General features: G+C 46.8%; 14 protein-coding genes. 5 read left to right on the plus strand and 9 right to left on the minus strand.

The window, feature by feature from the left end:
* Positions 1-158: 158 nt before the first annotated feature.
* The 7 genes from DHU66_RS03990 to DHU66_RS04020 form a co-directional block, all read right to left on the minus strand.
* The gene (locus DHU66_RS03990) at positions 159-1,562 is read right to left on the minus strand and encodes an ROK family protein (RefSeq protein WP_108774606.1); all 1,404 of its coding nucleotides are present in this window, start codon (positions 1,560-1,562) and stop codon (positions 159-161) included.
* 45 nt (positions 1,563-1,607) lie between these two features.
* Positions 1,608-2,246, minus strand: coding sequence for a Jag family protein (locus DHU66_RS03995; protein WP_108774607.1), 639 nt, complete (start codon positions 2,244-2,246; stop codon positions 1,608-1,610).
* Positions 2,243-3,136, minus strand: a complete 894-nt coding sequence (gene yidC, locus DHU66_RS04000) for a membrane protein insertase YidC (protein WP_108774608.1) — start codon at positions 3,134-3,136, stop codon at positions 2,243-2,245. Before yidC ends, DHU66_RS03995 begins: the two co-directional genes overlap by 4 nt.
* 20 nt (positions 3,137-3,156) lie before the next feature.
* On the minus strand, positions 3,157-3,489 hold the full coding sequence (gene rnpA, locus DHU66_RS04005; RefSeq protein ID WP_108774609.1) for a ribonuclease P protein component: 333 nt from the start codon (positions 3,487-3,489) through the stop codon (positions 3,157-3,159).
* Between the two features lie 34 nt (positions 3,490-3,523).
* Entirely contained in the window at positions 3,524-3,658 is a 135-nt protein-coding gene (rpmH, locus tag DHU66_RS04010) for a 50S ribosomal protein L34 (RefSeq protein WP_108774610.1), read from the minus strand.
* Between the two features lie 155 nt (positions 3,659-3,813).
* Positions 3,814-4,290, minus strand: a complete 477-nt coding sequence (locus tag DHU66_RS04015) for a low molecular weight protein-tyrosine-phosphatase (protein ID WP_108774611.1) — start codon at positions 4,288-4,290, stop codon at positions 3,814-3,816.
* A 63-nt stretch (positions 4,291-4,353) separates the two neighbouring features.
* A complete protein-coding gene (locus DHU66_RS04020; RefSeq protein WP_209451734.1) occupies positions 4,354-5,133 on the minus strand; it encodes a M15 family metallopeptidase in 780 nt (259 codons plus the stop codon).
* A gap of 220 nt (positions 5,134-5,353) precedes the next feature.
* Here DHU66_RS04020 and DHU66_RS04025 point away from each other — a divergent pair, with 220 nt between their 5' ends.
* From DHU66_RS04025 to DHU66_RS04045, 5 genes are all read left to right on the plus strand, one after another.
* On the plus strand, positions 5,354-6,313 hold the full coding sequence (locus DHU66_RS04025; RefSeq protein WP_135358295.1) for a hypothetical protein: 960 nt from the start codon (positions 5,354-5,356) through the stop codon (positions 6,311-6,313).
* Positions 6,310-6,888, plus strand: a complete 579-nt coding sequence (gene pth / locus DHU66_RS04030) for an aminoacyl-tRNA hydrolase (protein WP_108774613.1) — start codon at positions 6,310-6,312, stop codon at positions 6,886-6,888. Before DHU66_RS04025 ends, pth begins: the two co-directional genes overlap by 4 nt.
* 99 nt (positions 6,889-6,987) lie before the next feature.
* Positions 6,988-10,401 carry a transcription-repair coupling factor gene (gene mfd / locus DHU66_RS04035; protein WP_108774614.1) on the plus strand — a complete coding sequence of 1,138 codons (3,414 nt, stop codon included), beginning with the start codon at positions 6,988-6,990 and terminating at the stop codon, positions 10,399-10,401.
* Positions 10,398-10,670, plus strand: coding sequence for an RNA-binding S4 domain-containing protein (locus DHU66_RS04040; RefSeq protein ID WP_108774615.1), 273 nt, complete (start codon positions 10,398-10,400; stop codon positions 10,668-10,670). Before mfd ends, DHU66_RS04040 begins: the two co-directional genes overlap by 4 nt.
* Before the next feature lie 33 nt (positions 10,671-10,703).
* Positions 10,704-11,027, plus strand: a complete 324-nt coding sequence (locus DHU66_RS04045; RefSeq protein ID WP_245309380.1) for an FtsB family cell division protein — start codon at positions 10,704-10,706, stop codon at positions 11,025-11,027.
* A gap of 242 nt (positions 11,028-11,269) precedes the next feature.
* On the opposite strand, the gene DHU66_RS04050 is transcribed toward DHU66_RS04045, so the two are convergent.
* Entirely contained in the window at positions 11,270-12,691 is a 1,422-nt protein-coding gene (locus tag DHU66_RS04050; RefSeq protein WP_108774616.1) for an IS4 family transposase, read from the minus strand.
* A 412-nt stretch (positions 12,692-13,103) separates the two neighbouring features.
* Positions 13,104-13,385 carry a hypothetical protein gene (locus tag DHU66_RS04060; protein ID WP_108774617.1) on the minus strand — a complete coding sequence of 94 codons (282 nt, stop codon included), beginning with the start codon at positions 13,383-13,385 and terminating at the stop codon, positions 13,104-13,106.
* Positions 13,386-13,406: the final 21 nt, after the last annotated feature.

Genomic DNA, 13,406 nt, shown 5'->3' on the forward strand with positions numbered 1-13,406 from the left:
CGTGTATAAAATTGTACGACAGTGGAAAAGTAGGCTTATTTACAGGCTTTTTACAATATGTGGAAAACTCTTGCGGTAGAAAGTTATCCACTGTGGATGATGGGAATGTAAGACGGCTTTTCCACAGAAAAAAACCTCTGCAATAGATGCCAGAAGTGTCAGTATTTCATATGTTCCTTGATGGTATGCCTGTTGAGTACTTCCAGACAGCGGATCATGGTGCCGGGCAGCTGGTAGCGTTTGAGACGGTTGACGTGGATGATTTCGGGAATATAGGCAGGTTCAATGTACTCTGCCAGTGCATTGCATATTTCATCAGGGTCTGGGCACAGTTCGCAATAGTAGACGATTCTTGCCGGGGCAAGTGTGGAGATCAGTGACAGGATTGAGATGACTAACAGCTGTCTGGTACTTTCCGGCGTGATGTTATCTGATGAGATGTTGGGACAGAATGCTTTGAGCAGGTGGTGCATTTCACCGGCATGGTGGGCATAGCCAAGGCGCAGCTTTCCATCCATAATCAGCCCGGCACCAAGATCCATCTGGCCATGGGGCATGAAGCAGAAGGCCATGTCGTCACTGTCTTCATGCATCGCATGGTAGCCAAGAGCCATGGCATTGACATCATTCAGGATGATAGCGGGATGGTGATAGCGTTTTGTGATGGCATCGGCGAGGTTATAGTGATCAAAGTCGGAATGTTCAAGGTTGAGGAAGCCATGGTTGGCAACGCCTGGTAAGGAAATACCGATGGCATCGATGTTGTGATGGCGCATCATCACATAGTCCAGCAGATCGAAAAGGTCCTGCAGCGTGATGTCAGGCTTAATGACTTCTTTGTCCAGGGTTTTACTGCCATGGTCATAGATACGGTAGCCAAAGCGTGTCTGCTGGCGGTGACTGATGACAGCGATGGTCAGGATGCGGTATGGATTGTCATAGATGGAACGCAGTGGAATGTTTTCTTCGCCAATGCTTTCATCAATGTGCTGCATATATTCTTTCTGCAGCAATCCCAGCATTCTGCCGGCATCATAAGCCGCAAAAATATCTGCGGGAATCCGGATTACAAGCTGATCGTGGAAAACGTCTTTGACCTTTTTGTACTGGAAATGAATCTGTGGGGCCAGCAGGATGATGTCACAGTCAAAGCCCTTCTTATACAAATCAGAGAAGCAGACTGCTGAGAAGACAAAGTCTTCATGAAGAATTTCGGCAGCCTGGTTAAGCTGCTGGGCAAAGAAGGATGTAGTCAGTCCGGATGTACAGCAGAGTACAACCTGCAGAATACGCTTACGGGCGGTTTCCTGCAGCGAGACAAGCATCTGATGGATCAGATCCTGATCATGTTCTTTGTCTTCAATGTGAAAGTGCAGGTAGAACGTGGTCTTGCCTTCTTTGTCCTGGATGCAAAGCTCGACAATGTCCTCAGGGTAGATGTTGATACTGCCATTTGCATTTGATGAGACAAATTGATAGTGGTCTTCTTCTTGGTGCAGATCAAAGCCTTCCACATGGAGGCTTTTAATCCATGTACAGCATTCTTCCTTTGTCCATTTCATACCTTAATAATAGATGAAAAAAAGAGATATCGTACACGATATCCCTTATGCTTCTTCACTTTCTGCTGTATTTTCAGCAGGTTCATTCGCATCCGGTACATAGCGGATGCAGACATGGCGGCTGGCACCTTCACCTTCAGATTCCGTGCGCAGATTATGCCATTCATTAAGCTGCTGGTGAACGACTTTGCGCTCATCATTCGGCATCGGATCCATTTCCACATCGACATGGGATTTCTGGACCTGACGGCCAAGCTTTTTAGCAAGGAAGCGCAGCTTGGAATAGCGGTCTTCCTTGTAGTGGTTGACATCAATCAGAACGTTGATTCTGCTCTTAAAGGCGGCGTTGACTGCACTGCGGACAACAGTATTGAAGGCAGACAGTGTCTTGCCATTGTGGCCGATCAGAACAGCATTGTTATCCGCATTGAGGTTGACGATGAAGCCATTGTCTGTTTCTTCGATCGCAACTTCGATGTCTTCATCAATGCCGGTGAAATAATCACCAAGGTAGTCAAAGATGAATTCTTTGACATCTTCCATCGTATAGACGTCGGCACTGACGGTGCCTTCTTCTTTGTTATCGCTGGTGATGACGTATTTAAGATCCTGGCTGGAAACACCGTTTTCTTCAGCGGCTGCTTCCAGAATCTCTGCAATGGAACTGCCGGTATAGTTTTTCATGCTTTCCTCTTTTCTGCCTGCTTGTGATCGATGTATTTCTGCACAATGATCGTCTTTACAATTGTGACGCAGGAGTTGATTGTCCAGTAAACGGTCATGGCAGTCGGCCACATCAGACCGAAGATCAGGATCATGGCCATCATATAGATCTGCATGAGTTTCTGCTGGTTGCCGCTTGTTTCTTCAGGCTTGCGGTGCTGCTTGGCAGCAGCGGCTTCTGCCTTCTTTTTGGCAAAGTGCATCGGCAGATACATGGACACAAACTGTGTCAGTCCCATCAATGCAAAGATGAGCAGATACATCCACTGGCCCTCTTTCATGCCAGTCAGCGGTGTTGTCTTGAGGTTCAGTCCCATAAAGGAACCATTCTGTACAGCAGCGGCTCTCTGGACGGCCATATACATTGCCATCAGGATCGGCAGCTGCAGGAAGCTTCCGACCATGGTGCCCATCGGATGAATATCATGACTGGCATACAGCTGCTGCATTTCCATAGCCATCTTCTGCTTGGAAGCAGGATCGTCACGGCCTTCATACTTTCTCTGCAGCTTCTGGATCTCAGGCTGAATCAGCTGCATTTCCTGGGAACCAACGGTTCCTTTGATAGTTGCGGCAGCGAGAATGCCGTTAACAATGACGGTGATCACAGTAATGGCAAGGCCGACACCCATCTTCGGCGTCATGTGGTTGATGGCCTGTGCCAGCGGCCATACGAAGATGGCACTGAACCAGTTTTCATCACTCATGACCTGTTTGAATGTTGTTGTTGTGTCAATCAGAATGATATTGCCGGAGCTGTCACGCGGAACAGTACATCCCGTAAGTGTTGCGGCAATTCCCACGAACAGAAGCACTGTGAGAATCTTCTTTGTACGAGGCTTTAATTTCATCGTAATCTCCTATTTGTAAACTACTTTATTGTAGCGTCAGTAAGTAGTTTTTCCAATATGTTTTTGTTCGCTGCATAGCTGTGATCCCGATAGGAAAACCGCAGAATAATCACCCCATCCAGAGGATAATTCTGAAAGTCTATCAAGTCCTGGCACATCATTCTCACCTGCCGCTTATACAGGTTGCGGTCAACCGCATGGCCGATCTTCTTCGGCAGTGAAATTCCAATCCGGGCTTCTTCTTCCTTCTTCGGCAGATAATAAAAGATATACGCAGGAGATACCTTCTTTTTGCCGGTATGGATGATCTTCTGAAACTCCTCTGCTTTTCTGACTCTGTTTTTCTTCTTCATGATGAATAAAAAAACCACCCCGCGGTGGTTGATTTCAGGCGGAAAGTACCTTTCTGCCCTTTGCACGGCGTCTTGCTAATACCTTACGACCGCCTACTGTAGCCATACGTGCTCTGAAGCCATGAGTCGCCTTGTTTTTTCTTTTGCTAGGCTGGTATGTTCTCTTCATTCATGCCACCTCCTGTTTTTTACATGTTTAGAACAAACGCTTTTATATAATAATAGTGAGGTTTGTCAATGTCAATTTGATGTGTTTGAAAATTTGCGCAAATTCAGCTGCGCAACAGGAGGAACACTTCCAGCGTCATGATGAATGAATCAGATTCAAAACTTTTCTGTATGTAATGTCTTTTTGGTCCAGGCAAAAAGTCCTTTACATCCATTTTCCAGCTTATCCGTACATTTCTGGAATTGTCTTGTATACCATGGATCATCGATCTTTTGATCAGGTGAATCTGTATATTCCATCAGGTAATGGATCTTATGAGCAGGATCCTCTTTGAGAATCTGTTTCATCAGAAAGATGTTTTCTTCATCCATGCCAATGAGCAGATCATATTTTTCATAGTCTTCCCTTTTGAGCTGCCTTGCCCTGTGGCTGCCAATGGGAATGCCGTTTTTCTGCAGGGCTGCTTTCATAGGCGGATAGATTGGATTGCCGGTTTCTTCTGTGGATGTGGCAGCGGAATCGATGTAAAAGTCATCACTGCACCCGGCTCTGTTTACAAGATCCTGCATGATGTACTGGGCACCGACGGAACGGCAGATGTTGCCATGGCAGACAAATAGAATTCTGATCATATTTACTCCTTAGACTTGGGCGGGGTGAAACTGCTAAAGAAAAACAGCCCCGCGGCTGTTTTGTTAATTGCTGGAACTGAAGTACTCCTCCATCGTCTCATCCGGAGAGATGGCATACATGGCATTGGCTGTATCTGTGCCGACATAGCGGTAATGCCAAGGCATGAAGTTGTACTTGGTGATGGATTCCTTGCCTTTTGGATAGCGCAGAATGAAGCCATATTCATGGGCATGTTCATAGAGCCACTTGCCGGCATCTGTATCTGCGAAGGCTTCGGTCTGACTTGTTGTATTGACATCATCGGTCAGATCCACGGCAAGACCGAGCTGATGTTCGGAATATCCTGCCTTTTCACATGCTGTGATGGCCTTGGCTTCTGTCAGCAGCTGCACCTGGCTGGAATACAGCTTGTCCTGATCATCATAGCTGCGGTATCCAGAAGATACATACAGTGTGATGCCGGCATCGGATGCGGCCTTGACCATGGCTTCCAGCTGGGTGGCAGCTTCTGCACGGATTTCAAAGACGCTGGAAGTACTTTGTACATTTTCCGGATCAGCAAGATCAGATGGTACATAGGTAGGATCCAGTGATGCAGTATCCTTGTTTAACAAATACGTGTAGCTGTTGATATCAGAGGCTTCTGCCGGCAGCGTGCTTGATGCCGTAGAAGCAGCAGCCGTTGTTTTGGCATTTTTGGCAGTGATCTTCTGCTCATCATTGTTGCGGCGATAATTCAGAATCAGGCCGATACCAAGGGCAGCAACAAGTATCACAATTACGATTGTAATGGTCAGTTTTGGATTAAAGCGGAATCCTTTTTTCTTTTTCTGCTCAGACATAAGGTACCTCGGGAACATCTGTTCCGCTAACATGGTAAAAGACATATGTTAAAATTGCAAATCTGATGGCATTTTCACAATGTCTGCTTTTGGCTATAATGTCAAAGACTGCAGGAAGTTTCTGCAAGAAAATGGAAGGCGGCATGGCCGCTGGATGACAGGAAAAGGAGGAAGGCGTTTCCAACTGCTGGATGTGGGCAGATCCGCGCCGATCAGAACTATGAGCAAAGGAATGACATTTCTTCTGTATGCCCTGATGATTTATATGGTTGTCAGAATGATGATCATGCAGAAAAGCAATAAAAGAATGGATAAGGTGATCAATGTTGTCAGGCTGCTGGACAAGGAGAATGACTTCTTTCAGGCAGTAGATACAGAGATTGAGGCTTCCACAACCCTGGAACAGAAAACAAAGTTTCAGATTCTCAAGCTCTGGGGTACAGCGTATCACAACCGCTATGAGGAGAAAGATTTTGACGGCCAGCTGGCTGCTATTGACCTGGAAAATCTGAAACAGGAAAAGAAGATGTCCGAGGATGATTCCTTCTTCTATTACTTCCTTGCCATTCCGAACATTCTGCAGAAAGATGGACAGGAAGACAGGATTAAAGCAATGTATGACCATCTTGGCGGTGATCTTGCCTGGTATCAGACACGTCTGGATTATCAACTGTCCCTTGCCTGCCTGAAGTTCTATAACAAGGAAGATGATCTTGGCCGAGCCTTCTTTGAAAAGGTCATGGATGGTGATTATCAGGATATGGCATATTCCAAGCAGTTGATCGGTCTGTATAAGCAGCTGACATCTGCCATGCTTGTCAAACTGTATGAAGACAATGGTGAACAGGACAAGATGGATGAGATGATGTCCGTTGCCAAAGAGTTCAACCAGACAAGAATTGGTGAGGCATGGCTGAAGAATATCGGTGTGCATATGGCCGATGAAAAAAAGGATGAGGCTGAATCCGGAACGGATCATGAAGAAGATACAGCTGCTGAAACTGAAAATAAGGATGCAGGTTCGCATGAGGATCAGCAGGAAAGCAGTGAATCTGTCAATGCGGAAACAAATACAGAGACAGATGCGAAGGAACAGACAGAGTCCGCATCCCGTGATGCGGAAGATCTGATGGCTGCTAACAGTGATTTTGGTACGTCCTTTACGGAGGAGAAGAAATGAAGCTGATTGCGGGGCTTGGCAATCCTGGCAAAGAGTACGAGAAGACCAGGCATAATTCTGGCTTTATGGCCATTGATCTGCTGGCTGACCGTCTGGATACCGGCATTGATGTGAAAAAGTTCAATGCTTTGGTACAGACCGTGCGGATCCAGGGACAAAGTGTTCTGTTAATGAAGCCGCTTACCTATATGAATGAAAGCGGCAGTGCGGTTGCCCAGGCAGTCAATTTCTATCATATCGACCCATCTGATATCCTGATCCTGCATGATGACATGGATCTGCCAACGGGTTCTGTGCGGATCCGTGCTTCTGGTTCTGGCGGCGGTCAGAAAGGCATGAAGTCAATCATTGATGCGTTAAAGACGGATCAGATTGCCCGTGTGCGGATCGGGGTCGGCCACAGTGCAGCCGGTGAACATGATCTTGTACCGGACTGGGTACTGTCACCAGTGCCAAAGGCAGAGCGTGATGTGTATGATGCAGCTTTGCTGGATGCATCCAAAGCAGCCTATGACTGGGTATTCCGTCCGTTTGATCAGGTGATGAACGATTATAATATGAAAGCAAAAAAGTAATTCTGCAGCCGTGCAAAGTATGATGCACGGCTGTGTTTGTGATGCTAGAATAACTTGGCTTATGAAAGGAGCAGGCTTATCAGCGAGAAATATACAGGTATGCCAGAATGGCTGGCCGGCTGTCTGAAGGACAATGAAGCCGTCCGAATGCTTAAAGAAAACCGGGGACCATTGCCTTTATCATCTTTGATTCAGGAAGCACTTGTGATCAGTGCATCCTATCTGCAGAAACCCCGTCCCATTCTGGTTGTAAAAAAGAATCTGTATCAGGCACAGCGTCTGTTTGAGAGGGTTTCATCCCTACTCTCTCAGGATGAATGCGCCCTTTTTGGCGCGGATGAATCGCTGCGCATGGAAGCGCTGGCCTCTTCTTTGGAGATTACAGCCGGCAAGGTAGATGCACTTTCTTCCCTATTGGAGAAGCCTGCACAGGTTGTTGTCACATGTCCTTCCGGCTATCTGCGCAATCTGCCCTTCCCGGCTGACTTTGCGGATGCCTGCATGGTTCTGAAGGTGAATGATGTCATCAGTATGGATGATCTCAAGCGGAAACTGCGTGCTGGCGGTTACAGTGAGACAGCCCATATTGATCAGCCGCTGAGCTTTGCCTGCCGCGGCGGCATCGTGGATGTCTTCTCGATCAATAATCCGCAGCCTGTCCGCATTGAATTCTTTGACAATGAGATCGACTCCATCCGCTTCTTTGATCCTTCTACACAGAAGACAGTGGAAACGATTGATCAGGTACGGATCGTACCGGCATCAGATGTTCTGTTTAACGAAGAACAGCTTTCTGCCATCCGCACGAAGGCAGAAAAGGTATTAGCAGAAAAGAATGATGCCCTGCTGTCTGGTGAGATTGAAAGTGATCTGGATGCTTTGGATCATCATATCCGGGAGCCAAGGATGTACCGCTATACGGCACTGCTTGACAAGACGGCATGCCTGGCGGATTACATGGGACATCCGCTGATTCTGTATTCCGATCAGGATGCTGTCTTTGATGGGGCAAAGCATCTGATGGAAGAGACAGCCGTCTATCTGCAGGAGATGGTATCAGAAGGCAAAGCACTGCCTTTTTATACGATGTACCATGATATTCATCGTATAGCATCTGACTGTACGAAACTGCCGGAAGATCCCCTGACATCGAATATCTCCAACATTCAGGAAGTGCATGTGCCTAATGAACCGCTGGATATCAAGTTAAAGCTGATTGATGTACCGGGAAAGAATGTCATTGTCCTGAATAAACGGGAACAGGATACTGTCAAGGATACATTGAAGCAGCTGAAGATCCGGTATCATGATCTGAAAGATGACGGTGAGATTCCGGATGGGATTTCCTTTTATACGGGTGAATATCCGGAAGGATTCCTGCTGGCAGATGCCGGTGTGGCAGTGTACACCTCCAATGAACTGTTTGAAGTGCGCCATCATCACAGCCGCTATGAGAAGAAGTTCTCTTCTGCTCAGGTGATTTCCGGTTATGATGAGCTGAATCCAGGTGATTATGTAGTGCATGCCCAGTATGGCGTCGGTCAGTATGTCGGTATTGAGAATCGTACGATTCAGGGTGTGCGCAAGGATTTCCTGAAGATTGTGTATCGCGGCGATGCCGAGCTTCTTGTGCCATTGGAACAGTTCAAGCTGGTGCGCAAGTTTGTTTCACGTGAGGGTGTTGTACCACGATTGAACAAGCTGGGCAGCGGTGAATGGGAGAAGACACGGGCGAAGCTGCAGGAGAATGTCAATCATATTGCCGACCGGCTGATCGAACTGTATGCCAGCCGTGAACAGCATATCGGCCATGCCTTTTCACCTGACAATGAGATGACAAGACGGTTTGAAAACAGCTTTCCGTATGAGCTGACACCGGATCAGCAGAAAGCGGTTGAGGATGTCAAGCGGGATATGGAAAGCGACAAGCCGATGGACCGTCTGGTGTGCGGGGATGTTGGCTTTGGCAAGACAGAAGTAGCGGTGCGTGCTTCCTTCAAGGCGGTGTCGGATGGCTATCAGACAGCCGTGCTGTGTCCGACAACAATCCTGGCTGAGCAGCATCTGCATACCTTCCAGAAGCGGTATGAGGGCTATCCGGTAACGATCCGTGTGCTGGACCGTTTCCAGTCTGCACAGGATGTCAAGAATACACTGGAAGGGTTGAGCAAGGGTACCGTGGATATTGTCATTGGTACGCATCGTCTGCTGTCCAAAGATGTGCATTTCAAGCAGCTTGGCCTGCTGGTGGTGGATGAGGAACAGCGCTTTGGCGTGGAGCATAAAGAGAAGATCAAAGAGATGAAGAATGGCATCGATGTGCTGACATTGAGTGCAACACCGATTCCAAGAACCCTGCAGATGTCTTTGATCGGCATCCGTTCTTTGTCACAGCTGGAGACACCGCCCCGCAATCGCTACAGTGTGCAGACATATGTGGCAGAGAAGAATCAGGGATTGATTGTGGAAGCCATTGAGAAGGAGCTGGCAAGACATGGCCAGGTGTACTATCTCTATAACAACATCCAGCAGATTTACAATGTGGCAAGAACGCTGCGGCATCTTTTGCCGGAAGCACGGATTGGCATTGTGCATGGACAGATGGACCGTGAGGACATTGAGGATGCGATGATGCGGTTTACCAATCATGAAGTGGATGTGATGGTATGTACGACGATTGTGGAAAATGGCATCGATATTCCCAATGCCAATACGATCATCATCGATAATGCCCAGGATTTCGGCCTGGCACAGATGTATCAGATCAAGGGCAGAGTGGGACGTTCTGACCGTGAGGCATATGCGTATCTGCTGGTGCCGCCAAGGAAGCAGCTGTCTGAGGTGGCAGCGAAGAGACTGCAGGCGGTGCGTGAGTTTGCGACGATGGGATCCGGCTATAAGATTGCAATGCGGGATCTGACGATACGCGGTGCAGGTGATCTTCTGGGTCCGCATCAGTCTGGCTTTATTGATACGGTTGGTATCGATATGTACATTGAAATGCTGGAAGAGGCGATTCAGAAGAAGACGCATCCGGAACAGGAAGAAAAGAAACCTGTGACAGAAAAGCATGCGAATGTATCGGTATCCGGGTATATTCCAAAGAACTTCTCGGCGAATGATTATGATAAGCTGGATCTGTATCATCAGATTGAAAATATCAGGACAAGAGAAGAACTGGATGCGTATGCGGCCGGGATTGTGGACCAGTATGGAAAGCTGCCAAAGGCTGTGCAGACATTATTCCTGAAGAAGAAGCTGGATCTGTTATTGAATGAGCCGTATGTACAGAGTTACCGGGAAGTGAACGGACAGCCGCAGATCACGTTCTCTACCCTGTTTTCCTCACAGGTGGATGGTGTGAAACTGTTTGAGATTTTCTCCAATATTTCCAAGGATATCCGCATCCGGTATACAAACAATACGATTATTGCAACGCTGCCCAGAACCAAAGATGTGCTGGACATGTCGATTCAGGTGATGGAGTCAGCGTGGGAGGCAAGGAAGAAATGAGAATTGACAAATATTTGAAGGCTTCCAGAATCATGAAAAGAAGGACGATTGCCAATGAGCTTGCGGCCAATCAGCGGGTGGAAATCAATGGCAAGGCTGTCAAGCCTTCGCATGAGGTGAAGGTTGGCGATGTGGTGGCTGTAACCTTTGGGTCCAGACGGCTGGAGGTGCGCGTGCTGTCGGTGGAAGAGGCAAAGAAGAAAAAAGATGCCTCGTCAATGTATGAAATCATCGGGGAATCACGGGTTGGAGAAGCTTCCAAGGATTGAAGGTTTCTGCTGTGCGTGGTATAAAACTTGTGTATGGCACAGATCAGAAAGAGAAAAAAAAATAAGGCAAAGAAGCTGTCACCGCTGATGAAGCTGTTTTGTGTGGCAGTGATCTGCGTATCAGGATGGCTGATGTTTTCCGTGGCGAAGGAAGTTGTAACGACGGTAAGGCTGCGCAGCCAGCTTTCTGATGCGGAGAGCAAATATGCCCAGGTAAAGGCAGAGAATGAGAAGCTGACCGATCAGAAGCAGAAACTGCAGGATCCAGATTATGTGGAAAGCTATGCCAGATCCAATTATAATCTGTCAAAACAGGGTGAACAGATCTTCTATCTGCCTGAAGATACAAGCAAGTAATACGAAGAACAAAGACAGCGTGCCAAGGCACGCTGTCAATGGCGTAAACCTATAGCCAGAAGGTTTACGCTTTTTTTTGAGCTTTTCTGCTGTAGTTTGACCTGAAAAAATGCGCGTAAAGGAAAGCGTCTGCCAGTTTCCTGTCAGAATCTGAACATATGACTGTCTTGCATTAAATGTCTTATCGTTCTATTCTTGAGTTGCTTAGAGGGTTCTGCCTCTATACTACGGGAGCCGGCTGGTCAATGATTAGATGTTGCCAGCCCGGCTTTTGTTATTTTCAGTGGCGGATTGTTCCTTCCATCTATCCTGTGACGTGTGTTATCAATCTTGATCCTGAACTTGTTCCACCGGCTGTAATGCCGGTCGGGGCGTATGAGAATCCTGATACGCCTGCACTCTCTGATCAGCTTTCCAACTGATTCTCTGCCGAACTTTCCACTGCAGAAAGCACTGATGAACCATGCACAGTGCACTTTTTCAATGACGCTCTTATTATTGACGATACAGTCGTTCCTGGCCAGCTGTCTCTGGCTTTCCTTCCATACAAGATTCTCAACGTTGAAGAAAATGATCTTTGCCATGATCTCGTTCATCACACTGATCGGATTATGAGAATTGACCTGTTCGATATCAAGCTGTGTCTTCAGAGTATCGTAGGCTGTTTCAATATCCCATCTGTCGTTGTGATACATGCCTATGATCTCATCCGCATCGAACTCCTCAGGGTCAAGGTCCGTGAAATATTCGGCATCGATCTCAATATGCTTTTTCTTTTTCCTGTCACAGTATGTCAGCTCTTCCTGGTCATATTCATAATGTCCCTTCACCAGACGGACAGTCAGCTCCGGATGTTTCTGGACATACATGCGTATATAATCATGGATTATTCTGCCTATCCATAATTTATCCATTGTTATACTCAGAATGTCATCGCGGCTGTTCGGCGGCAGCTTTTCCCTGTAATGCTTGAAGAAATTCGACTTGGCACGGACCAGATAATGATATCCTTTCATCTCACAGTACTTGAACAGTTCTGCGGAACCGTAATACCTGTCCGCAAGTATGATGATCTTCTGATCTTTCAGGATATCTTCAAGTGCTTCAAGATGTCTGAACATCAGCGGTATCTCTGATACATTCTGATGATCGACCTGAAAGTCCAGTACTGCGTGATTGAGCACATCGTAGGCGATCGATACTTTTGCCTGCGGAGGTGACTGATTTTTCGAATTCTTTTTAGAGGCTGTGTTCTCCCGCTGGCCAAAGCACTGATTCAGGACATCGGATTTCGGCAGTGTTACGAACGTCCCGTCTATAGCGATCAGAAGATAGCCTTTGACATGATCTTTCTTCATCGGCAGATATATCCTCTCAAGGAAAAGACGCTGGATCTGAAGCCAGACAGTGTAGTTGAGTACACTCATGCGCTTCAGCACTGCCTGCTTGCTTGGCGTTCCTTTATCAGAAACATATGGGAAGAACCTGGCAATGTCTTCAGAAAGAGTCCTTCCATGCCGGAAGATGAGATACGTAAGAAGAGTTCGGAGCGGCATCTTCCCGTTCTCTCTGGTAAAAGAGCCGGGAATAATGCGGGCATGATCAAAGAGCGAAGGGTCACACAGGATAGAAGAGAAGATCCGCAGTTTTTCTCTCAGATCCACAGAATTCTATACTACTTCCCGTCGTATACGAGGCGAGGCTTGGGTTCCATGAAAGCAGCTTTTATATATGGGACCTGATCCTTCTCAAACAGCCCAAGGCTGCGGACGGTACGGTGCCTGACCTTTCCGTTCCTGTCACGATAAGACTCGGTGAGGTAGATGAAGAAAGTATCCTTCCTACCTTTGTTATTAGGTACTACTTTGACAAACATAAGAGCCTCCTTCCTATACTACAATTATACAGAATAATAGCTAATTAAATTATTTGAAATTATATTATCCTATACTACATTTGAGCTGTATTTAAAGCTTCAATATGAGAAAGCTGGTGACATAAAGACAAAAAAATAGCGTAAACCGTTAAATTTAGGTTTACGCCATTGACAGCGTGCCAAGGCACGCTGTTTTCATGTTACATATTGTTTTCTTTCAGCACGGGTTCAATATGTTCTTCATAGATGCGGTTGAGCCTGACACCGGTATCATTGATTTCTTCTTCATTCTGCAGTCCCTTGCGGACATAGAAAGAGCGGTAATCCAGCAGAAAGTCATTCAGGCTTTTCTCCGGAATATCAAAGAGAACGTCTTCCCCATTGTATACCGTTCTGACAATATACTTTGTCATGGTTTCCACAGTCTGTTTCAGAAACAGAAAATCTTTGGCACTGACTTCAAATGAGACCATTCTCTTCACCCCTTTTCCTCATTATAAGGC

This window comes from Lactimicrobium massiliense, assembly GCF_900343155.1.
Classification (GTDB): domain Bacteria; phylum Bacillota_I; class Bacilli_A; order Erysipelotrichales; family Erysipelotrichaceae; genus Bulleidia; species Bulleidia massiliensis.

Coding starts and splice junctions, on each gene's coding strand:
- DHU66_RS04015 (WP_108774611.1), bottom strand. CDS start 4,290: ATGATCAGAATTCTATTTGTCTGCCATGGCAACATCTGCCGTTCCGTC.
- DHU66_RS03990 (WP_108774606.1), bottom strand. CDS start 1,562: ATGAAATGGACAAAGGAAGAATGCTGTACATGGATTAAAAGCCTCCAT.
- DHU66_RS04025 (WP_135358295.1), top strand. CDS start 5,354: ATGAGCAAAGGAATGACATTTCTTCTGTATGCCCTGATGATTTATATG.
- rnpA (WP_108774609.1), bottom strand. CDS start 3,489: ATGAAGAAGAAAAACAGAGTCAGAAAAGCAGAGGAGTTTCAGAAGATC.
- yidC (WP_108774608.1), bottom strand. CDS start 3,136: ATGAAATTAAAGCCTCGTACAAAGAAGATTCTCACAGTGCTTCTGTTC.
- DHU66_RS04020 (WP_209451734.1), bottom strand. CDS start 5,133: ATGTCTGAGCAGAAAAAGAAAAAAGGATTCCGCTTTAATCCAAAACTG.
- rpmH (WP_108774610.1), bottom strand. CDS start 3,658: ATGAAGAGAACATACCAGCCTAGCAAAAGAAAAAACAAGGCGACTCAT.
- DHU66_RS04045 (WP_245309380.1), top strand. CDS start 10,704: ATGGCACAGATCAGAAAGAGAAAAAAAAATAAGGCAAAGAAGCTGTCA.
- DHU66_RS03995 (WP_108774607.1), bottom strand. CDS start 2,246: ATGAAAAACTATACCGGCAGTTCCATTGCAGAGATTCTGGAAGCAGCC.
- pth (WP_108774613.1), top strand. CDS start 6,310: ATGAAGCTGATTGCGGGGCTTGGCAATCCTGGCAAAGAGTACGAGAAG.
- DHU66_RS04040 (WP_108774615.1), top strand. CDS start 10,398: ATGAGAATTGACAAATATTTGAAGGCTTCCAGAATCATGAAAAGAAGG.
- mfd (WP_108774614.1), top strand. CDS start 6,988: ATGCCAGAATGGCTGGCCGGCTGTCTGAAGGACAATGAAGCCGTCCGA.